This window comes from Ferdinandcohnia salidurans, from assembly GCF_042680725.1.
GTDB lineage: Bacteria > Bacillota > Bacilli > Bacillales > Bacillaceae_L > Ferdinandcohnia > Ferdinandcohnia salidurans.
Genome location: NZ_JBHUEK010000005.1, coordinates 58,714 through 83,362 on the forward strand (window position 1 = coordinate 58,714; position 24,649 = coordinate 83,362).

Below are 24,649 nucleotides of genomic sequence, written 5' to 3' on the forward strand. Positions count from 1 at the left end.
AACTTGGGGTCTTACTGCCCGTTAATGCGGGATAAAATAAATTATGTCAAAAAGGGGCTTTAAAATGGAGCATCAAACTCACTACTTTCTTGCACTTGCACTTCCTCCAGAGACAAAAGAGCTCTTGTTTAAATGGCGCGAAATGCTTGAACCACGCCTACCGTTTAAGTCATGGGTTCATCCTGAGGATTTACACATTACGCTTGCTTTTTTAGGGGGGCAGGCATCGTTTAAACAATTGACTTCCATCAAAAAAGAAATGCCGGAAATCGCTAAGCAGCATCCACACTTTACTCTTCGACTAAATGGGCTAGGAACGTTTGGTAAATCAGATTCTCCTCGTATCTTATGGGCTGGAGTAGAAGAAAGCGAACCTTTAAGAGCTCTTCAAAAAGATATCTATCAAGCGTGCACGGACTTGGGCTTTTCACTGGATAAGCGAAAGTTTACTCCACATATTACAATGGCAAGAAAATGGAAAACTGAAAATTCTTTTTCTACAAATGATTTAAATGAAATCGTACAACCAAAAGAAGACCAATCACTATTTAAAGCAGAGCATTTTGTGCTATATCAAACTCACTTGAATCGAACGCCGAAGTATCAGCCGTTATCGATATTTTCATTGAGCTAAAAAAGGGGAATTTTTCATGAGATTTGTTAAGATTTGTTTTCAAATCGCCACTTTATATATGATTTATTGGGTCGGAACATTGATACAAGGTCTTTTACACACTTCTATTCCAGGTAGTATTATTGGGATGATTTTGTTATTTATCTTGTTACAAACAAACATCATTAAAGAAAAATGGCTAGGAGAAGGGGCACAATTTTTACTTGCGTATTTGGCACTGCTCTTTGTGCCAGCAACTGTTGGGATTATAGATTACCTTTCCTTTTTCAAAGGGAAGGGCTTTATTACGGTTGCCATTGTGTTGTTAAGTACATTTCTAGTTATGCTTACATCAAGTATAGTTGGTGACAAATTAGCAGCTAGAAAACAACAGAAACAAAGCAAGAATATTGGGGAGGGTTTTGGAGCATGAACACTCTATATGCGATTAGCTCTATCGTTTGTACGATCATTATTTTTCTTTTGATGACACGACTGTATAAGCGATATACCCACCCGTTACTAGTTCCAATTGCAACAACTACGTTTGTGATTCTTATTATCTTGTTATTTTTCTCAATCCCTTATGAAACTTATATGTTGGGTGGGAAATGGATAGATGAGCTACTTGGACCTGCAGTGGTGGCATTGGCCTATCCTTTGTATCAAAATCGCAAATCGTTAAAGGAATTTTTCATTCCGATTATCATTGGCGTGTTTGTAGGTTCAACGACAGGAATTATAACAGGACTTTATTTTTCAAAAGTATTAGCAATCGACTCAGATATCATCCTTTCTCTTGCTCCAAAATCAGTGACATCTCCGGTTGCTATGGATATTGCAAGTGTGACGGGTGGAATTCCTGCATTGGCGGCCGTTTATGTGATGTTTGCGGGAATTTCGGGTGCTATGTTTGGTCCACTTCTTTTAAAAATGGTTAAGGTCAATCACTTTGTTGGTGTTGGTTTAGGTTTTGGAACAGCATCACATGGAATTGGTACAGCAAGGGCATTGGAAATAGGAACAAATCAAGGGGCCATAAGCTCGATTGCGATGATTTTAAGTGCGGTCTATACATCGATCATATTGCCAGTATTGTTTTCTTTTTTTCTATAATGAGGTGTAAAGAAGTTGGGACAATTAATAAAATTGCAGGATTATATATCTAGGTATGAGATTGATATGTTTCGGTATCCCGGCCAGTTTATCCGGCAAAAGAGAAAACAATGGGAACAGTCAACGTTAGAGAAGCAACATTTTCTTGATCATATCTTTGATTTTCAAATGAAGTGGGCAAGTTCCACGATTCGGGAAAAATCATATATAGATAAGGAATTTTACAAGGATCATAATTTAAAATACTTTCTTCAGCGATTTCCAGACACATATCTTGTATTATATAGACCCATTTTTAAGTTGAAAAATGCACCGGTTGAAGTGGAAATTATCATGATTAGCCCGACGACAACTTGGTTAATTTCAATTCTTGAAGGGGACGAAAATAGTGTGTTTATAGGCTCAAATGATAGGTTTTGGATTGAACGAAAAGGACAACGTGATAAAAAAGTGTTATCACCGATGATTGAACTGGATCGGATGGATGGTATCGTTCGTACGATTTATTCTTTATACGATATCGAGCTGCCAATTCGGAAAGTGATTTTGAATCGTACGGGCTATATTGATTTTCCGCTTGCCCCATTTGATGTGGATTTAGTGGAAAAAAGAAAGTATGAAGAGTGGTTTACCGGGTTGCGAAATATGAGTTCGCCATTAAAACATATGCAATTAAAAGCAGGCAATGCGTTACTACAATACTGTCATACTGTTTGTGTGCGCAGAATGGATTAGGGGTGCAAAAGAATGCACCCTTTTTCATTGTCATCTCTATAAATATAAAATACTATTAAGTCATGAATGTCATATTCTTTTGAGGATAAACTATGAAACTATTGATTTTTATTGTAAATAAACAGGCTGGGAACGGTAAGGGACTAAAAGTCTGGAACCAGCTTAAACATGAATTAGAACAGAAAAAAATCCACTATCGTTCTTTCTTTACAAAATACCCAAATCATGCCGGTGAATTGGCGCGACAAATCGGTTCAATGTTTGAAGATAAGGTGGAGGCTGTCATTGCTGTTGGTGGAGATGGAACCATTAATGAAGTCGTGAATGGCATGGTGTATTATCCTGAGATTAAGGTAGGGTATATCCCAGCTGGCTCTGGAAATGACTTTTCAAGAGGTTTTAAGGTGCCAAAATCTCCATTAGATGCACTCTCCTTCATTATTCGCAATAAATTAGGTAAAGGAAAATTGTTTGATATCGGAAAATGCAAGCTTCAAGGGAAAACAAAGAGTTCCTATTTTGTGAGTAGCTTGGGCACAGGTTTTGACGCTGCAGTTGCGAAGCGAACAAATGAATCGAAAATGAAGAAATATTTAAATAAGGTACATCTCGGCTCATTAGCATACGTCGGTGCACTGATTCGTCTCCTTTTTACCTATCACCTTACGAACGTTACAGTAAACATTGACGGGAAAGACTTCCATTATGAAGATGTGTGGTTTGTGACCGTTTCAAATCAACCTTTTTATGGAGGAGGAATGAAAATAGCACCACAGGCAAAGACAACAGATGGTTTCTTTGATGTTACGGTTGTTCATCATCTTTCAAGAATCAAACTCCTATTTGTATTTGCGACAGTTTTCTTTGGAGCTCATACCAAGTTTAAGGAAATTGTGCAGCATAAAGGTGTAACTATTCGTATTGAATCAGATGAGAAAATGTTTGTTCATGCGGATGGCGAATTCATTGGCCAAACTCCTGTTCAGGTTGAAGTTCAGCATCGAAAAATACCCTTTTTGGTCAAATAATCCTTTTTGGTACTATTTGCCTGTGTTATTTTTGCTATTTTTTATAGCGAAAAAGTTTCTTTATCTTGACTTTAATTGTAATTCAACGCTAAAATTTAGTAAGATAGCTATTGTTATATGGTACGTTCAATAGCTGTCTTTTTTATTTTATATTTATTAGGAAATGTTGTGTTGAAATTGGAGATAAACTGGCTTACATACGTATTAGGCAACGAGTGGGAATACTCCCCAGCGGGTGGTGCAACGGGAGACGCGTATTTTGCCCAATTAAATGATAAAAAAATATTTCTTAAACGAAATTCATCCCCGTTTCTTGCGGTTCTTTCTGCAGAAGGGATTGTTCCGAAGTTAATTTGGACGAAGCGTCTCGAGAATGGCGATGTTGTCACAGCACAGCAATGGCTCAGCGGCAGAGAATTGAAGCCTGCTGAGATGAACGGTGAAAATGTGGCGGGATTACTAAAAAAGATCCATCAGTCCAATGAGCTATTAGAAATGCTTAGACGTATAGGTAAAAAGCCTATAGAAGCCAAGGATGTATTGGACGATGTATTACGAAAATTGCATCCAGACTTATTAAAGTTTGAAATTGTAAACAAGGCCATCACATTTTTAGAGCAAGAACTTGTGAATATGGACCATGATCATAATGTCGTTTGTCATTCTGATGTCAATCATAACAATTGGTTATTATCAGATAGCAATGAGCTCTACTTAATTGACTGGGATGGAGCGATGATTGCAGATCCTGCAGTTGATATTGGTATGCTTTTACATTGGTATATAAAAAAAGAAGACTGGCCAAATTGGATCAGTCTCTACGGAATGGAATTAACAGACAATCTGCTTCTGCGTATGAAATGGTATGTGGTTGCACAATCTTTGCATCTTTTAGGTTGGTACCAGGTAAAAAAGAAGGAGAAGGAAATCCTTCATTGGCTGCAATATTTGGAGCATTTATTATGAGTACTGGTCAATATCTGAAATCCATTGATTAATTTGATTTTGATGTGATTCAATATGGTTATCTAGATGCTGGGTATATTGGCCTTGTTGACTATAGGAATAGACGTCTGTTAAAACCTGTTTCACACTCTGGTCAATATTTGGGTTTGCCAGAAGGGATTGAATCAGTCTTCCTAATTGTTCACATTCAGATACTGTACCACAGCAATCCATTTGATGATTTGATAATATATCCTTTAAAATATCCATTTGATGTGTATGATCTAGAGGCATTTTAGAACACTTCCTTTTTGATGTTGTCTCTATACTACATTTCCATGAAATGACCATTTTTATACGACGTAAACACGAAACTCACCAATCGGTGGGTTTACGTTGTTTTTTGGCATAAAATCGTCCAACAAAGCCTTGCACGAAAGTGTTGGACATGTTATTCTTTTGTGCGATACAACTTAAATGAGGTGGCAATCATGCGTTTGCGCAATAAACCGTGGGCGAAGGAAAGATTAGCGTCATACCCACAGTACGTAATCGAGAATCCAGTTGAACATAAAGGGAACTGGAATCAAGTTTTTGGAAATGATAATCCGATTCATATAGAAGTAGGTACAGGTAAAGGCAGATTTGTTACAGAGATGGCAAAAGCTCATCCTAATATCAACTATATTGGGATTGAATTATATGAAAGTGTCATAGTCGCAGCTTTAGACCGTGTGATTGAGGCAGAGATACCAAATCTTAAATTATTGAATCAAAATGCAGATAAACTTAGGGAATTTTTTGAAAAAGGAGAAGTTGATCGCGTTTATCTCAATTTTAGTGATCCATGGCCAAAGAAACGTCATGAAAAACGTCGCTTAACCTACAAAACATTTTTACAAATGTATGAGGATATCCTTGTTAACGAAGGTGAAATTCATTTTAAAACAGATAATCGTGGGTTATTCGAATATTCGTTAAGAAGCTTTTCTGAATACGGTCTGCTTTTAACATTTGTAAGTCTTGACCTTCATAAATCAGATTTTGAAGATAATATCATGACGGAGTATGAAGAAAAATTTTCCGAAATGGGACATCCAATTTATCGTTCAGAGGTCAGATATCAACCTAAATAATCGTAACCCTTCCCATAAACAATGGTTTATGGGTTTTTTATGTTGTTAACTCTACCGAAAGATGATTTATAAATTTTCTTAATAATGGTAAAATGAGGATAACCGTTGGTGAAGGGTGGGGAAAGAATGGAACAGCTTGTTATTGGTGATATTACACTTACTTGGTTAAATGGCGGTGTTACACATTTAGATGGTGGTGCAATGTTTGGTGTTGTGCCTAAGCCGTTATGGTCAAAAAGATATCCACATAATGAAAAAAATCAAATTGTACTGCGAACAGATCCAATCCTTGTGAAGGCAGGTTCAAAAAATATTTTAATTGAATCAGGAATTGGCAATGGAAAACTGACAGATAAGATGAAACGGAATTTTGGGGTTCTGGAGGAGTCTTCTATTGATAAGTCTTTAGCAGAACTTGGACTTACAACGAACGATATTGATATCGTCCTTATGACTCACCTTCATTTTGATCATGCATGTGGTCTTACGAAATGGGAAAATGAAAAATTGGTTCCGACTTTTGAGAACGCTATCATTTATGCGTCAGATGTGGAATGGGAAGAAATGCGAAATCCGAATATCCGCTCAAAAGCGACATACTGGAAAGATAATTGGGAAGCAATCGAACATCAAGTAAATACGTTTACTGACAAACTTGAGGTTGTCCCTGGAATTACGATGATACATACAGGCGGTCATAGTGATGGTCATTCTATTATTTTGTTAGAAAGCCAAAATGAACAGGCAATACATATGGCGGATATCATGCCGACACATGCCCATCAAAATGTTCTGTGGGTGTTGGCTTATGATGATTACCCAATGAAATCGATTGAGCAAAAACAAAAATGGATGGGTGAAGGGCTTGCAAAAGAAGCTTGGTATATTTTTTATCATGATGCTTTATATCGGGCAATTAAATGGAATCAATCTGGAGAAATGATTGATTCATTAAAAAGAATTCGAGAATAAAAAAATTAGCTTATAAGAAGTAAAATCTTATAAGCTAATCTGACTTACAGTGGGTTAACCTCTAATATGGAACCTGTTTTTGCATCCATTACGAATTCGTATTGGTGGCTTTCTTGATTTAATTTCCGAGAGATGCCACCTTTGTATACTTGATAGTGAATGCCTGATTTTGTGTAGTCCTCTGGATTCATTTGGATCCAAGACCCATCTATTGGGCCATTCTTTTTGAAAGCTTCTTTGGCTAGTTTTAAGGCTTTGTCACCGGGAATCGTTGAATCACTTAATGCTTCTTTAATAAGAAGTGCACTTGCAAATCCAACACCAAAACCAAGAAAAAACTTATTCCAGCTCATTTCATCCCTCCTAAACGGACTTAATCCTTGTGATAAGTATAACTTCTTTTTATGAAAATCTCCATGTTCGCTATGGTAACGAAAAAACAATTTCGATATACTAAATAATGTACATAATAGAATCAAATTTTTGCTACTTGTTACGACTTTTATATACTGGAAGGAGAATGACATTGAAACAGGATACACTTGAGCTTTTTAAAACGTTAACAGAGCTTCCTGGAGCTTCAGGGAATGAACACCAGGTAAGAAAGTTTATGCGTTCACAGCTTGAAAAATACTCAGATGAGGTTGTACAAGATGGATTAGGTAGTATTTTTGGAGTACGCCGTGGTGATGCTAATGGGCCAACTGTCATGGTTGCTGGCCATATGGACGAAGTTGGATTCATGATCACTTCGATCACGGATAATGGGATGCTTCGTTTCCAGACTTTAGGTGGCTGGTGGAGCCAAGTTCTTCTAGCGCAGCGTGTACAGGTGATTACTGACAATGGTCCTGTTATCGGGGTTATTGGATCAATCCCTCCACATTTACTGGAAGAGAGCCAACGAAAAAAACCAATGGATATTAAAAATATGTTAATTGATATTGGTGCTGATGATCGTGAAGATGCAATCCGCTTGGGAATTAAGCCTGGTCAGCAGGTAGTTCCGATTTGTCCATTTACACCAATGGCAAACGAAAAGAAAATTTTAGCCAAAGCATGGGATAACCGCTATGGCTGTGGGCTTTCCATTGAGCTATTGAAGGAATTGCAGGGAACCCAGTTACCAAATACACTTTTTTCTGGTGCGACTGTACAAGAAGAAGTAGGTTTAAGAGGTGCAAGAACGTCTGCAACAATGATTAAACCTGATATTTTCTACGCTCTAGATGCAAGCCCAGCTAATGATATGTCTGGAGATAAGAGTGCATTTGGTAAACTGGGACATGGTGCTTTACTTCGAATATTTGACCGTACAATGGTTACACACCGTGGCATGCGTGAATTTATTTTAGACACAGCAGAATCCAATAATATTAAATACCAATATTTTGTTTCTCAAGGTGGAACAGATGCTGGCCAAGTTCATCTTTCAAATGAAGGTGTGCCATCAGCAGTTATCGGGATTTGTTCTCGTTATATCCATACACATGCATCAATTATTCATGTGGATGACTATGCTGCTGCAAAAGAATTACTTGTTACCCTTGTAAAGAATTCTGATCGAACAACAGTGGAATCCATTCGTCAGAATGGGTAAAAATAAAGGTAGCAAAAATGAAAGGTGCTCGGCTTATGCCGAGCATTCGTTTTGATAAAGAGGTGGTAATAAAATGATACAAATTGCAATTGGTACGAAAAATCCTGCAAAAGTGGATGCGATTATACAAGGATTTGCTGGCATTGAAGCAAAATTTCATCAAACATCCGTATCTTCGGGTGTGTCAGCCCAACCTTTTTCAGATGAGGAGACCATTCAAGGTGCAATTAATCGCGCAAAGTCGGCTCTTGAAAAGGAAGGCACAGACATTGGAATTGGCTTAGAGGGTGGGGTCGTTGAAACCGAGTTTGGAATGTTTTTATGTAATTGGGGCGCAATTGTCGATAAAGACAATGACCCGATAATTGCAGGTGGAGCAAGAATTCTACTACCAAGTGAAATTGCTAGAGAATTAAAAAAGGGAATCGAACTTGGTGATGTGATGGAGGATTTCACAAAACAAAAGGATATCCGCAAGGCTGAGGGTGCAATCGGTATTTTTACGAACCAGTATGTGAATCGAAAAGATATGTTCACGCATGTCGTAAAGCTTCTGATTGGCCAGTTTGCATATAGAAGAAAATTAAGTCATAATTGTAACAAATAAATGGTACTTATTTCTTATTGATTAAAATTTGTAGATTACTCTTGCAACTGTTAAATTAATAGGTTTATTATAGAAAAAGAGAATAGCTACCTTTTTAAGGGGTGAGAGAATATGAAACTAGGGAAAGTCCTTGTTTTCATTTTTCTATCGCTTGTAGGACTTTTGGCAGGTTGTGCATCGATTGAAGATGAATCAAAGGAAACGGTTGCAGCGGTCGAAGATGTGTTTAAAGCTCAACCTGAAAAGACAAATAGTGAAAACGGTGATGTTTCCTTTTATATGCCATCTACTATGGAGATAGAAAAGAAGGATGAAAATAACGTAATCCTTCAAAACGGAAACCAAACATTTATTTTATTTGTAAATCCTAATGAAGAACGTACAAGTGATGTATTGTATAACTCTGTTGATGCGAAGGAATTTGCAATTGACAAAACCTATACAGATAAAGAACGATTTGGCTATGTAAAAGTTTTTGAAATAGAGGACAAGCTTTACCTTGTGACTGTGGGAATAGGCGGAATAAAAATGACAACAGAAACGAAGGTAAGCGACATTTCTGAAAGTGCAACCGAGATGATGCAAATTGTGTCTTCCGTGAAATATTGAAGTTAAGCCCCTACACTGTTAGGGGCTTTTATTTGTTTTTAGGTGAAGAATATATGATAATTAGTTCATACGGAAATTGGAGGTAAAGCCCATGAAAAAACTTGAAACGATTGACCAATATCAAGAATTAATTAAAAGCGGAAAGAACATTCTAATGTTTTCAGCGGATTGGTGTCCAGACTGCCGTTTTATCGATCCATTTTTACCTGAAATAGAGAGTTCTTATCCTGACTATACATTTTACTATGTAGACCGTGACGAATTTATTGATTTATGTGCGACTCTAAACGTTTTTGGTATACCAAGCTTTGTGGCTTATGAGGCCGGAAAGGAAACGGGCCGTTTTGTAAGTAAGGACCGTAAAACGAAAGAAGAAATCGAACAATTCATTAATGGTCTCTCTTAAGATCACGTAGAGAGAGGAGATTGATATTATGGACTCAAAAAATAATAGGAAAATGGATTCAAAAAAGGTAAAGAAAATAATTCAAGATAAACTATCCCATCATAATTGGCAGTTTTCTTTTGACCGTGAGAAAGATACCTTGCGTATCGAGGACAAGGAAACGAAGAAAGGAACGACTGTCACACTTCCTGGAATAGTCGCGAAATATCAAGAAGAAGGTCCCGGAAGTCTTGATGAAGTCATTTATTATATTGAAGAATCTTTGACTTTCATGAATAGTGAATTGGAGCTTGAGGGTAAAGAAAAAAACATTTATCCTGTTATTCGTTCAACCTCTTTCCCTACTGAATCGAATGAGGGAATAGAACTTATCTACGATGACCATACTGCAGAAACAAGAATCTATTATGCCCTTGATTTAGGAACAACGTACCGTTTGGTAGATAAAAAACTTCTTGAAAAAGAAAATTGGAAGTTTGAACGGATCCGTGAAATAGCGAGATTTAATCTACGGTCCCTAGATGTTTCATACAAGACTGACGAAGTTGCAGGCAATACCTTTTATTTTATAAATAAAAACGATGGATATGATGCAAGTCGTATCTTGAATGATGCCTTTTTACACAAAATGAGCCAACAAATGAAAGGAACAATGGCTGTAGCTGTCCCTCATCAGGATGTACTGATTATAGTTGATGTTCAAAATGACACGGGATATGATATCCTTGCTCAAATGACAATGAGCTTCTTTGCGAGTGGACGTGTTCCCATTACGGCTCTATCATTTATTTATGAAGAAGGTAAACTTGAGCCCATCTTTATTCTTGGGAAAAATCGCCCAAGAAAATAAAACATACTCTACCAAAAGTCGCTAGGAAAACTAGCGGCTTTTTTGTTACAATAAGGAATAGAATTGAAATGGAAGAGTGATAGTTGTGAATTGGATAAAAAGATTACTACATTTTTTACAGACGGACGATGATGATCCAATTGAAATTAAAGCGACTCAAATCAGACAAAACAAACCTGTTGAGGCAAGAGTGACATATGAATACCCAAAGGGAAATTTTCGTTTTCCGGTCATACCAGATCAAGAAAAAACAAGAATAAAAAAGGAAAAGGTACAAACCAGGCAAACACAGCGAACACAGCAAACGCAGCGAGCACAGCAGAAAAAACAGACACAGCAAAAACAGCAGACACAGCAAACACAAAAAGCTCAGCAAACTCAACAAACAAGAACCTCACAACCAACTAGGAATTCAACTCCTAAAACCGTTGTAAAGTTACAAGAGAAACAACCCTTTCAACCTTCCGAGACACCATCCCCGGTATTTGGTCTAGGTAAACCAAAGCCTCAGGAAATAGCTCAGGATACAGCTCAAGAAATAGTAGAGTATGAACTTCCTTCAACGCCTATTGCAGATACAGAATCGATTGCTAGGGCATGGAAAGAAGCACAAGAAGAGGTTGCTTCAACAATCATACTAACGGAGCAAGTTGAACCAAAACAGTATACAGTTTCAACTACTTTAGAAGATACAGAGCAAAAGGTGGCAAGCTTTGCGAATCAATTAATAAGTGAAGAAGAGGTAACTAAGGAAGTACCGGCTGCTACTGAGCCACAAGCCAAAGAGTCTATTAATGAGGAAACTCCAATACAAATTGTTGTGGAGGAGGAATTAAATGCGCCTGAGGAAACAAAACTAGTTGAGCAAGAAATGATACATACCGAAGAAATTGTGACAGAAGAGCCAGTTGATCAGATTGAAAGTCTCGAAATGCAAGAAGATCCTAAAGCGGAGGAAACTGAAGCTACTGTTGAGAATACTGAAACACAGGTTGAACACTCAGACAAAACTGAACAGACTAGAACAGAGCCGAGACGATCCAATATACCGTTTAATGTATTAATGTTTAAAAAGGATAAACAGAAATTGTCACAGAGGCAACCAGAAAAAGTAACACAAGTAACTCCTGTCGATCCAATTGTACAAAAAAGTCAACAGGAAGCACCAAGACAAAATGAACAACTAGTTGAACAGGAAGCACCAAGGCAAAATGAACAACCAGTTGAGCAGGAAGCACCAAGGCAAAATGAACAACCAGTTGAACAGGAACAAACTAGGCAAAGTGAACAGTCAGTAGAGCAGGAACAACCAATTCAGCAAGAATTACAAACACATCAGGAAGACGAAGTTCAACAACCTGGCTATACTTTCCCAGAGCTTTCTTTCTTAAATGCGCCTCCTGCCGAACAAGCTGATGACAGTCAATGGTTACTTGACCAGCAGAATATTTTAGACGAGACCCTACGAAATTTTAAAGTCCGTGCAAAAGTGGTGAATGTAACACAGGGCCCTGCTGTTACTAGATTTGAGGTACACCCAGAGCCTGGTGTGAAAGTAAATAAAATTACAAATCTATCAGATGACATTAAATTAAGTTTGGCTGCCAAGGATATTCGGATCGAAGCACCGATTCCTGGAAAAAATACAATTGGTATTGAAGTACCAAATAGAAAAAGTAAGCCTGTACTATTAAAGGAAATCATACAAACTCCTGAATTCCTAACAAATCAATCACCATTAGCTGTTGCAATGGGTCTTGATATCTCTGGAAAGCCGATTGTAACGGATTTACAAAAGATGCCACATGGACTTATCGCAGGTGCGACTGGTTCGGGTAAAAGTGTATGTATTAACGCAATGCTTGTCAGTTTGTTATATAAAGCATCACCGGATGAAGTGAAGCTACTACTTATTGATCCCAAAATGGTAGAATTGGCACCTTATAACCATATTCCACATCTTGTAAGCCCGGTTATTACGGATGTAAAGGCGGCAACAGCTTCTCTAAAGTGGGCAGTTGAAGAAATGGAAAGAAGATATGAATTATTTGCCCATACCGGTGTTCGTGATATTGGTAGATATAATGAAATGGTGAAAAAGCATGATGAGAAAAGCGGGAAACTACCTTATCTCGTGATTATCATTGATGAGCTTGCTGATTTAATGATGGTAGCGCCAGGGGATGTAGAGGACTCAATCTGCCGAATTGCCCAAAAAGCAAGAGCCTGTGGAATCCATTTAATTCTTGCTACTCAACGCCCATCAGTTGATGTTATCACAGGATTAATCAAAGCGAATATTCCAACGCGAATCGCGTTTTCTGTTTCATCACAGGTTGATTCAAGAACGATTATTGACTCAAGTGGGGCCGAGAAGCTGCTTGGAAGAGGAGATATGCTTTTCCTAGAGAATGGTTCTTCAAAGCCATTTCGAGTACAAGGAAACTTTGTTACAGACGATGAAATCGAGGAAGTTGTAAATTTTGTAAAATCAGAAATGAAGCCAAGCTATATGTTTGAACAGGACGAGCTCCTAAAGAAAGCTTCAATCACAAATGAAGAAGATGAGCTCTTTTTTGAGGCATGTGAGTTCGTTCTTGAACATGGGGGAGCTTCTACCTCTAGTGTACAAAGACGTTTTAGAATTGGATATAATCGTGCAGCACGTCTAATTGATATGATGGAAGATCAAGGAATTATCTCTGAATCTCGTGGTAGTAAGCCACGTGAAGTTTTGATAACTGAAGAGGATTTAGCTGATATATATGAGGGCTGATAACTATTGTTATCGCCCTTTTTCCTTTATAGGTAAAAGGAATCAAATGTATGAGTCACTATCATAGAAAAATCAGTGCTACAACAGGTTAATTCTAATGTCCTACGTTCATAATAAGGATAACTCATCCCACTTATGTTGTGGTTTCGTAGGACATACTTCATACTTCTTGTTGATTTCTAGTTATTTTTTCGTAATGGTCTTCACCATTGATTAGTGCTATAATGAAAAAATGTGAGATGATTGTATATACATAAAATTTGATTTTCCTTAATAGCACCTATCTCAAAATCATGGGTACAATTATCAAAATTAGATGAATTTCATATACTGTCTTACAGATAGACATTGTTGGAGGTTCTTTATATGACAGTTTACCACTTCGTTGGAATCAAAGGTACTGGCATGAGTTCATTGGCACAGATACTTCATGACATGAATTATGAAGTTCAAGGGTCTGACCATGAAAAATTTTATTTCACACAAAAGCCTTTAGAGCAAAGAGGAATAAAGATTTTACCTTTTGACAAGGAAAATATTCATGAAGGTCTGACGGTTATTGCCGGGAATGCCTTCCCTGATACTCATGAAGAAATAGTAAAAGCGGTCGAAATGGGGCTACCTGTTATTCGCTATCACCGTTTCCTAGGTGAATTTATGAAAAAGTATACGAGCGTTGCCGTAACAGGCTCCCATGGAAAAACATCTACAACAGGCTTACTTGCACATGTTCTGCAAGGAGCAGAACCAACTTCCTACCTCATTGGGGATGGAAGTGGTAAGGGATCAGAGAATAATAAAAACTTTGTTTTTGAAGCATGCGAATACAGACGTCATTTCTTAAGCTATCACCCTGATTACGCGATAATGACGAATATTGATTTTGACCATCCAGATTATTTTGCAAATGTTGAAGATGTGTTCAATGCCTTTCAAGAAATGGCCTTGCAAGTTAAGAAGGGAATCATTGCTTGTGGTGATGATGAATACCTTCAAAGTATCCACGCGAAGGTACCTGTTGTGTTTTATGGAATTGGAGAAGAAAATGATTTTCAAGCTCGAAATATCAAGAAAAACACAGAAGGTTCCACCTTTGATGTTTTCGTAAGAAATACTTTTTTTGCAAGCTTTTCCATCAATGGATACGGAAATCATAATGTATTAAATGCTTTAGGAGTAATTGCATTATGCCATTATGAGAATATTGATGTGTCCATTATTCAAGAGCGTTTGTTGAGCTTCGGTGGTGTAAAGCGTAGGTTCTCTGAGAAACGAGTCGGAAATCAAATATTAATTGATGATTATGCACATCACCCAACAGAGATCAATGCAACAATTGAAGCTGCAAGGCAAAAATATCCTGATCGTGAAATTGTGGCGATTTTCCAACCACATACATTTACAAGAACACAGACATTTTTGGATGACTTTGCTGCAAGCTTAGTAAAAGCGGATCAAGTTTATCTATGTGATATTTTCGGTTCAGCCCGTGAAAATAAAGGGGAGCTTTCCATTGGGGATCTACAAGGGAAAATCCCAGGTTCTGAGTTAATCCAAGAAGACAATACTTCTATCCTTAAAAAACATGAGAATAGTGTATTAATTTTTATGGGAGCCGGCGATATTCAAAAATTTCAAAATGCCTACGAAAAGGCGGTCGTATAAAAAAAGACCTTTGCGAAACATGTCGCAAAGGTCTTTTTAAGTTCAATTATTTTAGGTTTTCTGGGTTTAATGGTTCAAGCTCAGGGATAACGAAGCGGCCGTCCTTACGAATAAGTACATCATCAAAATAGATTTCGCCACCGCCATATTCAGGGCGTTGAATATTTACCATATCCCAATGAATATTTGAGTTGTTTCCATTGTATGCATCATCATAGGCCTGTCCAGGTGTGAAATGGAAGCTGCCATCAATTTTTTCATCAAATAGAATGTCTTGCATTGGATGTTGAATGTATGGATTTACTCCAATTGCAAATTCACCGATAAAACGTGCACCTTCATCTGTATCAAGAATTTTATTAATACGCTCAGGATCGTTCGATGTAGCATCAACAATTTTTCCATCTTTAAAAGTAAGTGATACATTTTCAAATGTGAAGCCTTGATATGGGGATGGCGTATTATATGTTAAAGTACCGTTAACAGAATCACGAACAGGAGCAGTATATACTTCACCATCTGGGATATTCATTTCACCTGCACATTTAATTGCTTTAATGCCTTTGATGGAGAATGTAAGGTCGGTACCAGGACCCGTAATGCGTACCTTGTCGGTATTATCCATAAGTTCAACAAGTGCATCCATCGCATTGCTCATTTTACCGTAATCAAGATTACACACATTAAAATAAAAATCTTCAAATGCTTCTGTACTCATCTTCGCTAGTTGAGCCATCGAAGAATTTGGATAACGCAGCACTACCCATTTTGTTTTTGGTACACGTATTTCACGATGTACTTTTTTGCCAACTGTATTTCCTTCTATTTTCATTTTGTCATCCGGTACATCTGCAAACTCATTAATGTTATCACCAGAACGTAAGCCTATATAGGCATCCATTTTGCTCATAACGTTTGCTTCGAAATCGGCTTTCATTTCAAACTGCTTTTCCTGAGCACCTAGTAAAAGAGCACGATCTACTTGGTGGTCTTTTAATGATACAAACGGATATCCACCAGCTTTATATGCTTCATTAATAAGCGCAACCACGAGCTCACGCTGCAAGCCGAAGTTCTCGATGAGTACTTTTTCACCTTCCCTGAGGCGTACAGAATAATTAATTAAATTACGAGCGAGTGTTTCAATACGTGGATCTTTCATATTAATTGCCTCCAAATTCAATTTTGCTTATGTACATTCCTATTGTAACCGAAAAAAAGGAAATTGTTTATTAAAATCGATTGCTTATAAATTCCTTGGAGGACTTCAATGATTTTTGTCGAAAGTTAAACAATGGGGATAGTATGTTTGATATCGGTAAAATCGGGTAACAAAGATAGAAGGAGGTGCATCACGAATGATTCTTATCGTATACATAAGTGTTGCAGTAATTGCAGTAGCTTTTTTAATTTTGGTTATTTATCTCTCAAGGACATTACGTTCCCTTCAAGTAACATTGGATAATGTAGCAAGTACCTTATCTGGATTAGAGAAACAGATGGAGGGTGTTACAAGTGAAACGACAGAACTCTTGCATAAAACAAATAAGCTTGCAGAAGATATTCAGCAGAAGTCCGAGAGTTTGAATACAGTTGTTGATGCTGTTAAAGACGTCGGAACTTCTTTACAACGCTTCAATAAATCAGTTGGAAATGTGACAGAAGAGGTAGCAGTACAGTTAGAGAAAAATAAAACCAAAATCTCACAGGTTGTCCAAGTGGGGAATGCTGTAATAGAGATTTGGGATAAATGGAAAGATAAGAAACAAAAGCATGACAAACCAATTTCGAATGAAGAAAGGGGATTATAATGGGAAAAAATAGTGGTTCAAATTTTATCTTAGGAACAATTGTAGGTGCAGCTGTTGGCGCAGCAACAGCATTATTTCTAGCGCCAAAAACAGGACAAGAATTCCGTAGGCAGATAAATGATCAAGCTTCTGTTGTAAAGGAAAAAACAAATTCACTTTCTAAAACAATTTCTGAGCAGTCCAATCAGATTTTAACAAAAGTAAAAGACTTTAAACCTCCTACCGGGCAAATTGAGCCTGAAGTTGAACTTGAGAATAATGAATCAGTAGTAGAGTCAGCGATAGAAGAAACAAATCAGGATTCAGCTGGAAGTGCTCAACTGTTCCAGGAAAAGCTTGCTGAAGCGAAGCAAGCCTTAGACGACGCAGAAAATAATACACAAACTACTAACTACTAATAAATAGGGAGATGTAAAGATGGGGAAGGCAAAAATTGAAACAATCGAAGAATTTAACCAAGTCCTAGAAAAGGAAAATAAATTTATTTTTATTAAGCACAGTCTTACTTGTCCGATTAGTAAAGCAGCTTTTGATGAGTATGAACAATTTGTGTCAGAACATGAAAATGTACCAAGCTACTATCTATATGTTCAAGAAGCAAAAGAACTCTCAAACCACATTGCAGAGAACTTTGAAATTAAACATGAATCACCACAGGCTCTTCTTTTTGAAGATGGCAAGGTAAAATGGAATGCCTCTCATAGAAGTATAACGAAAGAAGCATTGGTCGCTGCTGGTGAATAAAGAAAAGTCCATGGCTAAAAAACCATGGACTTTTCTTTCTAATACGATACAATTGTATAAATGAAAGAATTGTTTAACTATTTTATTTTTGTAATCACCGATCAATCGATTTTATCATAATATACTTTATTGCTTAAAAGCGTTTGGGTAATAAAGTTTTTAGTGACATATTGATTTTTATCGTTTATAATGAATTCTAATTACTAGAAATATATCAGATTTTTGATTAGATTGCGATAATAACTGGGTGGAGAAAGGAAGAGTGAGATGAGTAAAGTAGAACTAGATAACCTTCGCGACAGAGTAGAAGAAATTAATCTTGAAATTCTTAAACTTATTAGTGAACGCGGGAAATTAGTACAAGAAATTGGAAAAGTAAAAGAAGCACAAGGTGTTAACCGATACGATCCAGTACGCGAAAGAAAAATGTTAAATAACATTTTAGAGCATAATGAGGGACCTTTCGAAACATCAACTGTACAACATATCTTCAAAGAAATTTTCAAGGCAGGTCTTGAGATTCAAGAAGACGATCATCGCAAAGCTCTCCTTGTTTCACGTAAGAAAAAACCAGAAGATACAATTGTTGATGTAAAAGGTGTTAAAATTGGTGATGGCTCACAACAATTCATCGTTGGACCATGTGCGGTTGAAAGTTATGAGCAAACAGCTGCAGTAGCTGCAGAAGCAAAGAAATATGGTTTACGCCTACTTCGTGGCGGCGCATTCAAGCCTAGAACCTCTCCTTATGACTTCCAGGGATTAGGACTAGAAGGATTAAAAATCTTAAAACGCGTTGCTGATGAAACAAACATGGCTGTTATCAGTGAAATTGTAAACCCAGCAGATATTGAAGTTGCTTGTGAATACATCGATGTTATCCAAATCGGTGCTCGTAACATGCAGAACTTCGAATTATTAAAAGCAGCGGGTTCTGTTAAAAAACCTGTATTATTAAAACGCGGATTGGCTGCAACACTTGATGAATTCGTAAATGCAGCAGAATATATCATATCTCAAGGAAATGACCAAATCATTCTTTGTGAAAGAGGTATCCGTACTTACGAAAAAGCTACTCGTAATACACTAGATATTTCTGCAGTTCCTATCTTAAAACAAGAAACACACTTACCAGTATTTGTTGACGTAACACATTCAACTGGACGTCGTGATTTATTATTGCCATGTGCAAAAGCAGCTCTTGCAATTGGAGCAGATGGTGTCATGGCGGAGGTACATCCAGATCCAGCAATTGCTCTATCAGACTCAGCACAGCAAATGGATTTTGATCAATTTGAAAAATGGATTACAGAACTTAAGGCAACTCAAGCCGTTCGTGTATAATTTTCATCAAGACCTCCTACTGTAAAAGTAGGAGGTTTTTTCGAGCTTTTTCCGATATTTTTAACGAATTTGTTAAGAATTGCACAAAGTAATTGCCCTTGCGGTGCAAGTATCGTATGATTATTAGATAAAATAAGCAAACATGACATTTGTTTGAATAAAAAAGTTAATACTAACATATAAGTGGTAACTTGAAATAAGGAGTGCTGTCAATGAATGTGACAATCTATGATGTAGCGAGGGAAGCCAATGTCTCCATGGCAACCGTATCGCGTGTTGTAAATGGTAACCCAAATGTAAAACCAACAACTCGAAAGAAAGTACAAGAAGCAATTGATCGATTAGGCTATCGCCCAAATGCTGTGGCTCGTGGACTAGCTAGTAAAAAAACGACAACAGTTGGAGTAATCATTCCAGATATCTCAAATATCTTTTATTCAGAGCTCGCACGTGGAATTGAAGATATTGCGACGATGTATAAGTACAATATTATCCTAAGTAACTCTGACCAAAATAAGGATAAAGAATTCCACCTATTAAATACAATGCTTGGAAAGCAAGTGGACGGTATTGTCTTTATGAGCGGAAATATTACGGAAGAACATGTCGAGGAATTTGAAAAGTCTCCTGTTCCGATTGTATTAGCTGCCTCAGTGGAGAGCACAAATACGGTCCCAGCCGTAACAATCGATGTCGAACAGGCTGCATATGACGCAGTAACAGAATTTGCTAATAAAGGTCATAAGAAAATCGCGTTTGTTACTGGTCCATTAAATGAACCAATTAATGGTGAAAAAAAATTAAATGGTTATAAACGAGCTATTGAGGATGCAGGACTCTCTTACAACGAAGAACTTGTAATCGAAGGTGATTACACATACGATTCTGGTATTGAAGGTTTTGAGAGAATCCATGAATTAGCAGATAAGCCAACTGCTGTATTTGTAGGTACAGATGAAATGGCATTAGGTGTAATCCATAGTGCACAGGATTTAGGGTATTCGATTCCTAATGATTTCGAAGTTATAAGCTTTGATAATACTCGATTAGCACTCATGGTGCGTCCGCAGCTTACATCAGTTGTTCAACCGATGTATGATATCGGAGCTGTGGCGATGAGACTTTTAACTAAGTTCATGAACAAGGAAAATGTTGAAGAACAAATCGTGACATTGCCACACCGTATTGAATTTAGACATTCAACAAAAGAATAGTTAAAAAACACGGCTTGAGGCCGTGTTTTTTTATTTATTATTCCGTATTGGGTAAAGCGTTTTTGTAACGGTAAGTGCATTTTTTTCCTCAATTTCTGCTCTTCTAGGAATGGGTGGATATATAGTAGGCTCATCGTCCCAATAAGCTGGAAGAGTAAGTTTTGCTTTTGGTTGCCATTGATTGATCCATTCGACAGGAAGTGCGCCATTTATATTTGATTTTTCGATCATTTCGAGCCAAATCAAAGACCATGCTCTAGGAACGACTCTCCATATGTCATATCCGCCTCCGCCTACTGCAATCCAGCGGCCATCACAATACTGATGAGCAAGCTGATGAGCAAGTTTTGGAATTTCACGATAGATTTTCATTGTTGCGGACAAATGGGTTAATGGATCATAATAATGCGAATCGACACCGTTTTGCGTAAAAATGACATCTGGTTTGAAAAACTCAGTTACTTCTGTAAAAGCGGTCGTGTAGGCATGTAACCATGAATCGTCCTCAGTGAATGCATCTAGTGGAATATTAAAGGTATAGCCATAGCCCTTGCCAGAGCCCCTCTCAGTTACATTTCCTGTCCCAGGAAATAGATATCGTCCTGTTTCATGAATTGAAAGTGTACAAACAGTTGGATCATCATAAAATGTCCACTGCACACCATCCCCGTGATGTGCATCTGTATCTACATAAAGTACCTTTACATTATATTTCTTTTGCAAATAACGAATCGCAACTGAACTATCATTGTAGACACAAAATCCAGAGGCCTTCCCACGGAATCCATGGTGGAGTCCGCCACCTAAATTAAGGGCGTGTTTCGATTTCCCTGACATTACATGGTCAACCGCCGATAGGGTAGCGCCAACTAATAATGCACTAGCCTCATGCATTCCGGGAAAAATAGGGGTATCTTCCGTACCGATTCCATAGCTATATCCTGTTTCTTTAGGGAGTTTACCTTCCCCTGCTAACTTAACAGCTTCTATAAATTTAGGGTCATGGACAAGCTCTAATTCTTCATCTGACGCTATTCTAGGTGGAATAATTTCCGATTCATCTAACAAGTTCAAACTTTTGAGTAGGTCATATGTAAGCTTTACCCTCGTTTGATTAAAGGGATGATCATTACTAAATCGATATTTTAATAATTCGTCCGAATAGACAAAGACAGATTCTTTCGTCATAATTGTGGCCCTGGAATGGTTGGCCACAGTACAGTGTAGCCATTATCAATTAGATTAGTAATGATCTTATTTGGATTCATTGTTTGAACTCGTAATACAATGATTTTATATTGCGTGTCCTCCTTGTCAGGGTAAACAAGAACACTATGAATATTTACATTATGATTTTTAATGACATTGACAACGTCTGCGAGAGTTCCTGCACGATTATGTACCTTAATTTCGAGTTGTGAACCTGGTTGGTTTGCACCGGTTAGTTGTGCAAAGGTATGAAGTAAATCTGTCTCAGTGATGATTCCAACTAATTTTCCATTCGATTCAATCGGGAGACAGCCAATCCGATACTGGAAAAAAACAGCAGAAATCTCCTCAACAAAGTCAAGCGGATGTCCGGTTATTACTTCTTTTACCATAATGTCCTTAATTGGTGAATCTAGTGTTTTTTCATTGTTCGTATAGTCTAGGATTGAAGGCTTTGCATCACGAATATCACGGTCACTAATTAGCCCAATCACGTGTTGATTTTTATCTACCACAGGTATATGACGAATTTTTTTCTCGTCCATTATTTTAATCGCTGTTGAGATGGAGTCATCAGCTGATAAAGTAATGACATTTTTCTTCATAATTTCTTCGACAATCATGCGAATCCCCCCTTACTCACTTAATACATGAATCGATTCATAAAGCGTAGTCGGTCAAATCTTTCTATCGTATCCTGATTTACTCGTTTGCCAATTCGAGCCATTAAACAGTTGGCAGGGTGTGAACTAATTTCAGGGTCATCTGTTGCAAACCATTCAAGCCCGCCTGCACTCATCATTTTTTCCATTACCTTACGATACTCCCAAACATTCAGGCCTGTTCCTTTTAAATCCCAATGCCAATAATATTCAGTAGTAATGATGAGGTAGTCTTCCATAGCATCATCCATCATAGAAACAATTAAAAGATTCTTTCCAACTCGACTGCCGCGAAATTTTGGAATAACTTCGATTGCTCCTAATTCTATTAAATTTTCTATTTTTCCCTCAGACCAGCGTTCAAGTGGGTCTGGGTAAAGGTATGTAACATACCCTACAATGGTGTTATGCTCTCTTGCGATAATAATTCTTCCTTCAGGTAGGTCAGCAATTTCAATCAATGCTTTATGCTGCTGATTTGGAGGACGAAAAGCTACTAAGTCCTCGTGAAATTCATAGCTTGCTAGGGCTTCACCAGTTATGGGACCTTCAATAATGAGCGTACCATGAGGGGTTTTAAGTTCCTTTGCGTTATAAGTTTTCTTATGCTCCACAATGTCACCACCATTCGTAACGTCAATATCATTATACAGGAATCTAGTAAAAATGAAGCGTTTTCAGCCTCTATCACACTAATTATACAATTTTACAGAAAAATAATATATAAACAAAATTTAAAAAATTGAGAAAAGACGAGTTTTATTTTATAATAGAATAGTAAATAACTTACATAAAGGGGAAATGTATAGTGAAAGTGGAAGCGCTACCAGCAACTAAAGGCAATTATAATTTAACAGATTATGATGAAGCATATGCGAATTTTGATTGGGCGGAGGTAGAAAAAAGTTTTTCTTGGTCAGAAACAGGCAGGGTTAATATTGCTTATGAAGCAATCGACCGTCATGCGGAAGGTGTAAGGAAAAATAAAATTGCCCTATATTATCGTGATCCATCACGTGATGAGAAATATACATTTAAAGAAATGAAAGAATATACGAACCGTGCGGCTAACGTGTTAAAACAAGCAGCAGATGTGGAAAAAGGTGACCGGGTATTTGTATTTATGCCACGTTCTCCCGAATTGTATTTTACAGTACTAGGGGCTATTAAATTAGGGGCAATCGTGGGTCCACTGTTTGAAGCGTTTATGGAAGGAGCAGTACGCGATCGCTTAGAAGATAGTGAAGCAAAGGTAATTGTCACAACTCCAGAATTAGTGGATCGAATCCCATTTAATGATCTTCCTGCATTAAAGCATGTTGTCCTCGTTGGTGAAAATGTGACTGAGGATGGCCCATTTATCGATTTTCTTGGCCGGTTAAAAACAGCAAGTAAAGAGCTGCAAATTGAATGGGTTGAAAGAACGGATGGCATGCTCTTACACTATACTTCTGGTTCAACAGGTAAACCAAAGGGAGTCTTGCATGTTCATAATGCTATGATTCAACAATACCAAACTGCAAAATGGATTCTCGACTTACAAGAAGATGACATCTACTGGTGCACAGCTGACCCAGGTTGGGTAACAGGTACTTCTTACGGCATTTTTGGTCCTTGGCTTAACGGAGCTTCAAACGTCATTGTAGGAGGACGTTTTAGACCGGAAAATTGGTACCAAACCATTGAAGATTTTGGAGTTACCGTTTGGTATAGTGCTCCAACTGCATTTAGAATGCTAATGGGCGCTGGTGATGAACTTGTAAAACAATTTGATTTAAGTACATTGCGCCATGTATTAAGTGTTGGAGAGCCACTTAACCCTGAAGTTGTTCGTTGGGGAGTAAAGGTATTCAACTTACGAATCCATGATAACTGGTGGATGACAGAAACGGGTGCACAGCTTATTAGTAATTACCCTTGCATGGAAATCAAACCAGGTTCTATGGGTAAACCATTCCCTGGCATTAAGGCTGCCATTGTCGACGACCAAGGTAATGAATTACCCCCAAATCGTATGGGCAACCTCGCTGTTAAAAAGGGATGGCCATCAATGATGTATCAAATTTGGAATAATCCCGCAAAATATGAGTCCTATTTTATGCCTGGTGATTGGTATGTATCAGGGGATTCAGCATATATGGATGAAGATGGGTACTTCTGGTTCCAAGGTCGTGTCGATGACGTAATCATGACCTCTGGTGAGCGCGTAGGACCATTTGAGGTTGAAAGTAAGCTTGTTGAACATCCTGCAATTGCAGAAGCCGGTGTTATCGGAAAGCCTGACCCTGTCAGAGGGGAAATCATTAAAGCCTTCGTGGCACTCGTTGATGGCTATCAAGCGACAGATGAGTTAAAAGAAGAAATAAGAGATTTTGTGAAAAAAGGATTAGCGGCACATGCTGCTCCTCGTGAAATTGAGTTTAAGGATAAGCTTCCAAAAACTCGTAGTGGAAAAATCATGAGACGTGTTCTTAAGGCATGGGAGCTTGATTTACCAACAGGCGACCTTTCTACAATGGAAGATTAAAATGTTAACAGAAAAAGAGGCTGGGACAAAACCTAGCTCTTAGATGAAAAAGCCGGTGAAATTTTACGACGAGTAAAATT

At 37.7% G+C, this 24,649-nt stretch carries 27 protein-coding genes; 21 read left to right on the forward strand and 6 right to left on the reverse strand.

From position 1 onward, the window contains the following. The first annotated feature begins 64 nt into the window (after positions 1–64). From thpR to ACFSFW_RS02745, 6 genes are all read left to right on the forward strand, one after another. Positions 65–634 (forward strand): RNA 2',3'-cyclic phosphodiesterase, encoded by a 570-nt coding sequence (gene thpR / locus ACFSFW_RS02720; RefSeq protein ID WP_388034982.1) that lies wholly within the window; start codon positions 65–67, stop codon positions 632–634. Positions 635–650: 16 nt separating this feature from the next. Continuing rightward, positions 651–1,046, forward strand: a complete 396-nt coding sequence (locus tag ACFSFW_RS02725; RefSeq protein ID WP_388034985.1) for a CidA/LrgA family holin-like protein — start codon at positions 651–653, stop codon at positions 1,044–1,046. Further along, positions 1,043–1,729, forward strand: coding sequence for an LrgB family protein (locus ACFSFW_RS02730; protein WP_388034988.1), 687 nt, complete (start codon positions 1,043–1,045; stop codon positions 1,727–1,729). The genes ACFSFW_RS02725 and ACFSFW_RS02730 overlap by 4 nt, the downstream gene beginning before the upstream one ends. Positions 1,730–1,744: 15 nt before the next feature. After that, positions 1,745–2,464, forward strand: coding sequence for an NERD domain-containing protein (locus ACFSFW_RS02735; RefSeq protein ID WP_304219258.1), 720 nt, complete (start codon positions 1,745–1,747; stop codon positions 2,462–2,464). Positions 2,465–2,556: 92 nt separating this feature from the next. Next, positions 2,557–3,492 carry a diacylglycerol/lipid kinase family protein gene (locus ACFSFW_RS02740; protein ID WP_388034991.1) on the forward strand — a complete coding sequence of 312 codons (936 nt, stop codon included), beginning with the start codon at positions 2,557–2,559 and terminating at the stop codon, positions 3,490–3,492. A 177-nt stretch (positions 3,493–3,669) separates the two neighbouring features. Then, entirely contained in the window at positions 3,670–4,458 is a 789-nt protein-coding gene (locus tag ACFSFW_RS02745) for a phosphotransferase family protein (protein ID WP_257215714.1), read from the forward strand. Here the strand turns inward: ACFSFW_RS02745 and ACFSFW_RS02750 are convergent. Next, positions 4,453–4,731 carry a YtzH-like family protein gene (locus ACFSFW_RS02750; RefSeq protein ID WP_099351945.1) on the reverse strand — a complete coding sequence of 93 codons (279 nt, stop codon included), beginning with the start codon at positions 4,729–4,731 and terminating at the stop codon, positions 4,453–4,455. The two genes, ACFSFW_RS02745 and ACFSFW_RS02750, sit on opposite strands and share 6 nt — an antisense overlap. A gap of 197 nt (positions 4,732–4,928) precedes the next feature. On the opposite strand from ACFSFW_RS02750, the gene trmB reads away from it, so the two are divergent. Together trmB and ACFSFW_RS02760 are read left to right on the forward strand one after the other, a co-directional pair. Beyond that, positions 4,929–5,573, forward strand: a complete 645-nt coding sequence (gene trmB, locus ACFSFW_RS02755) for a tRNA (guanosine(46)-N7)-methyltransferase TrmB (protein ID WP_304219301.1) — start codon at positions 4,929–4,931, stop codon at positions 5,571–5,573. Between the two features lie 126 nt (positions 5,574–5,699). Beyond that, positions 5,700–6,545 (forward strand): YtnP family quorum-quenching lactonase, encoded by an 846-nt coding sequence (locus tag ACFSFW_RS02760; RefSeq protein ID WP_388034995.1) that lies wholly within the window; start codon positions 5,700–5,702, stop codon positions 6,543–6,545. 44 nt (positions 6,546–6,589) lie between these two features. Here the strand turns inward: ACFSFW_RS02760 and ACFSFW_RS02765 are convergent, their stop codons facing one another. Then, positions 6,590–6,898 (reverse strand): PepSY domain-containing protein, encoded by a 309-nt coding sequence (locus ACFSFW_RS02765; RefSeq protein WP_099362211.1) that lies wholly within the window; start codon positions 6,896–6,898, stop codon positions 6,590–6,592. Between the two features lie 167 nt (positions 6,899–7,065). On the opposite strand from ACFSFW_RS02765, the gene ACFSFW_RS02770 reads away from it, so the two are divergent. The 7 genes from ACFSFW_RS02770 (at position 7,066) to murC (ending at position 15,058) form a co-directional block, all read left to right on the forward strand. After that, entirely contained in the window at positions 7,066–8,145 is a 1,080-nt protein-coding gene (locus tag ACFSFW_RS02770; RefSeq protein WP_388034998.1) for a M42 family metallopeptidase, read from the forward strand. A 73-nt stretch (positions 8,146–8,218) separates the two neighbouring features. Further along, entirely contained in the window at positions 8,219–8,752 is a 534-nt protein-coding gene (locus ACFSFW_RS02775; protein ID WP_388035001.1) for a DUF84 family protein, read from the forward strand. 111 nt (positions 8,753–8,863) lie between these two features. Beyond that, the gene (locus ACFSFW_RS02780; protein WP_304219246.1) at positions 8,864–9,361 is read left to right on the forward strand and encodes a hypothetical protein; all 498 of its coding nucleotides are present in this window, start codon (positions 8,864–8,866) and stop codon (positions 9,359–9,361) included. Between the two features lie 91 nt (positions 9,362–9,452). Further along, positions 9,453–9,767 carry a thioredoxin family protein gene (locus ACFSFW_RS02785; RefSeq protein ID WP_099362207.1) on the forward strand — a complete coding sequence of 105 codons (315 nt, stop codon included), beginning with the start codon at positions 9,453–9,455 and terminating at the stop codon, positions 9,765–9,767. A 52-nt stretch (positions 9,768–9,819) separates the two neighbouring features. Next, positions 9,820–10,617, forward strand: coding sequence for a DUF1444 domain-containing protein (locus tag ACFSFW_RS02790; RefSeq protein WP_388035032.1), 798 nt, complete (start codon positions 9,820–9,822; stop codon positions 10,615–10,617). An 85-nt stretch (positions 10,618–10,702) separates the two neighbouring features. Continuing rightward, on the forward strand, positions 10,703–13,393 hold the full coding sequence (locus ACFSFW_RS02795) for a DNA translocase FtsK (protein WP_388035004.1): 2,691 nt from the start codon (positions 10,703–10,705) through the stop codon (positions 13,391–13,393). Positions 13,394–13,759: 366 nt separating this feature from the next. Further along, positions 13,760–15,058 (forward strand): UDP-N-acetylmuramate--L-alanine ligase, encoded by a 1,299-nt coding sequence (murC, locus tag ACFSFW_RS02800; RefSeq protein WP_304219242.1) that lies wholly within the window; start codon positions 13,760–13,762, stop codon positions 15,056–15,058. 46 nt (positions 15,059–15,104) lie between these two features. On the opposite strand, the gene ACFSFW_RS02805 is transcribed toward murC, so the two are convergent. Continuing rightward, positions 15,105–16,220, reverse strand: a complete 1,116-nt coding sequence (locus tag ACFSFW_RS02805; RefSeq protein WP_388035006.1) for an aminopeptidase — start codon at positions 16,218–16,220, stop codon at positions 15,105–15,107. Positions 16,221–16,416: 196 nt separating this feature from the next. Here ACFSFW_RS02805 and ACFSFW_RS02810 point away from each other — a divergent pair, with 196 nt between their 5' ends. From ACFSFW_RS02810 to ccpA, 5 genes are all read left to right on the forward strand, one after another. Further along, a complete protein-coding gene (locus ACFSFW_RS02810; protein WP_099351955.1) occupies positions 16,417–16,869 on the forward strand; it encodes a DUF948 domain-containing protein in 453 nt (150 codons plus the stop codon). Next, positions 16,869–17,267, forward strand: a complete 399-nt coding sequence (locus ACFSFW_RS02815; protein ID WP_388035009.1) for a YtxH domain-containing protein — start codon at positions 16,869–16,871, stop codon at positions 17,265–17,267. The genes ACFSFW_RS02810 and ACFSFW_RS02815 overlap by 1 nt, the downstream gene beginning before the upstream one ends. Positions 17,268–17,286: 19 nt before the next feature. Continuing rightward, a complete protein-coding gene (ytxJ, locus tag ACFSFW_RS02820) occupies positions 17,287–17,613 on the forward strand; it encodes a bacillithiol system redox-active protein YtxJ (RefSeq protein ID WP_304219234.1) in 327 nt (108 codons plus the stop codon). A gap of 267 nt (positions 17,614–17,880) precedes the next feature. Next, positions 17,881–18,957, forward strand: a complete 1,077-nt coding sequence (locus ACFSFW_RS02825; protein WP_388035013.1) for a bifunctional 3-deoxy-7-phosphoheptulonate synthase/chorismate mutase — start codon at positions 17,881–17,883, stop codon at positions 18,955–18,957. 212 nt (positions 18,958–19,169) lie between these two features. Next, entirely contained in the window at positions 19,170–20,171 is a 1,002-nt protein-coding gene (gene ccpA / locus ACFSFW_RS02830) for a catabolite control protein A (protein WP_388035016.1), read from the forward strand. Positions 20,172–20,201: 30 nt separating this feature from the next. Here the strand turns inward: ccpA and ACFSFW_RS02835 are convergent, their stop codons facing one another. Genes ACFSFW_RS02835 through ACFSFW_RS02845 form a run of 3 tightly spaced genes read right to left on the reverse strand, consistent with a single transcriptional unit; the run spans position 20,202 to position 22,656 of the window. Beyond that, positions 20,202–21,359 carry an acetoin utilization protein AcuC gene (locus ACFSFW_RS02835; protein ID WP_388035019.1) on the reverse strand — a complete coding sequence of 386 codons (1,158 nt, stop codon included), beginning with the start codon at positions 21,357–21,359 and terminating at the stop codon, positions 20,202–20,204. Next, on the reverse strand, positions 21,356–22,003 hold the full coding sequence (locus ACFSFW_RS02840; RefSeq protein ID WP_304219228.1) for an acetoin utilization AcuB family protein: 648 nt from the start codon (positions 22,001–22,003) through the stop codon (positions 21,356–21,358). The genes ACFSFW_RS02835 and ACFSFW_RS02840 overlap by 4 nt, the downstream gene beginning before the upstream one ends. A 20-nt stretch (positions 22,004–22,023) precedes the next feature. After that, positions 22,024–22,656, reverse strand: a complete 633-nt coding sequence (locus tag ACFSFW_RS02845; RefSeq protein WP_388035022.1) for a GNAT family N-acetyltransferase — start codon at positions 22,654–22,656, stop codon at positions 22,024–22,026. 194 nt (positions 22,657–22,850) lie between these two features. Between ACFSFW_RS02845 and acsA the strand changes: the two genes are divergently transcribed. Next, the gene (gene acsA / locus ACFSFW_RS02850) at positions 22,851–24,569 is read left to right on the forward strand and encodes an acetate--CoA ligase (RefSeq protein WP_388035025.1); all 1,719 of its coding nucleotides are present in this window, start codon (positions 22,851–22,853) and stop codon (positions 24,567–24,569) included. The last annotated feature ends 80 nt before the right edge of the window (positions 24,570–24,649 follow it).

Bases quoted from the DNA above. Each gene is read 5' to 3' on its own strand.
- thpR (WP_388034982.1), top strand. From the start codon at position 65: ATGGAGCATCAAACTCACTACTTTCTTGCACTTGCACTTCCTCCAGAG.
- ACFSFW_RS02725 (WP_388034985.1), top strand. From the start codon at position 651: ATGAGATTTGTTAAGATTTGTTTTCAAATCGCCACTTTATATATGATT.
- ACFSFW_RS02730 (WP_388034988.1), top strand. From the start codon at position 1,043: ATGAACACTCTATATGCGATTAGCTCTATCGTTTGTACGATCATTATT.
- ACFSFW_RS02740 (WP_388034991.1), top strand. From the start codon at position 2,557: ATGAAACTATTGATTTTTATTGTAAATAAACAGGCTGGGAACGGTAAG.
- ACFSFW_RS02750 (WP_099351945.1), bottom strand. From the start codon at position 4,731: ATGCCTCTAGATCATACACATCAAATGGATATTTTAAAGGATATATTA.
- trmB (WP_304219301.1), top strand. From the start codon at position 4,929: ATGCGTTTGCGCAATAAACCGTGGGCGAAGGAAAGATTAGCGTCATAC.
- ACFSFW_RS02760 (WP_388034995.1), top strand. From the start codon at position 5,700: ATGGAACAGCTTGTTATTGGTGATATTACACTTACTTGGTTAAATGGC.
- ACFSFW_RS02765 (WP_099362211.1), bottom strand. From the start codon at position 6,898: ATGAGCTGGAATAAGTTTTTTCTTGGTTTTGGTGTTGGATTTGCAAGT.
- ACFSFW_RS02770 (WP_388034998.1), top strand. From the start codon at position 7,066: ATGACATTGAAACAGGATACACTTGAGCTTTTTAAAACGTTAACAGAG.
- ACFSFW_RS02775 (WP_388035001.1), top strand. From the start codon at position 8,219: ATGATACAAATTGCAATTGGTACGAAAAATCCTGCAAAAGTGGATGCG.
- ACFSFW_RS02780 (WP_304219246.1), top strand. From the start codon at position 8,864: ATGAAACTAGGGAAAGTCCTTGTTTTCATTTTTCTATCGCTTGTAGGA.
- ACFSFW_RS02785 (WP_099362207.1), top strand. From the start codon at position 9,453: ATGAAAAAACTTGAAACGATTGACCAATATCAAGAATTAATTAAAAGC.
- ACFSFW_RS02790 (WP_388035032.1), top strand. From the start codon at position 9,820: ATGGATTCAAAAAAGGTAAAGAAAATAATTCAAGATAAACTATCCCAT.
- murC (WP_304219242.1), top strand. From the start codon at position 13,760: ATGACAGTTTACCACTTCGTTGGAATCAAAGGTACTGGCATGAGTTCA.
- ACFSFW_RS02805 (WP_388035006.1), bottom strand. From the start codon at position 16,220: ATGAAAGATCCACGTATTGAAACACTCGCTCGTAATTTAATTAATTAT.
- ACFSFW_RS02810 (WP_099351955.1), top strand. From the start codon at position 16,417: ATGATTCTTATCGTATACATAAGTGTTGCAGTAATTGCAGTAGCTTTT.
- ACFSFW_RS02815 (WP_388035009.1), top strand. From the start codon at position 16,869: ATGGGAAAAAATAGTGGTTCAAATTTTATCTTAGGAACAATTGTAGGT.
- ytxJ (WP_304219234.1), top strand. From the start codon at position 17,287: ATGGGGAAGGCAAAAATTGAAACAATCGAAGAATTTAACCAAGTCCTA.
- ACFSFW_RS02825 (WP_388035013.1), top strand. From the start codon at position 17,881: ATGAGTAAAGTAGAACTAGATAACCTTCGCGACAGAGTAGAAGAAATT.
- ccpA (WP_388035016.1), top strand. From the start codon at position 19,170: ATGAATGTGACAATCTATGATGTAGCGAGGGAAGCCAATGTCTCCATG.
- ACFSFW_RS02835 (WP_388035019.1), bottom strand. From the start codon at position 21,359: ATGACGAAAGAATCTGTCTTTGTCTATTCGGACGAATTATTAAAATAT.
- ACFSFW_RS02840 (WP_304219228.1), bottom strand. From the start codon at position 22,003: ATGATTGTCGAAGAAATTATGAAGAAAAATGTCATTACTTTATCAGCT.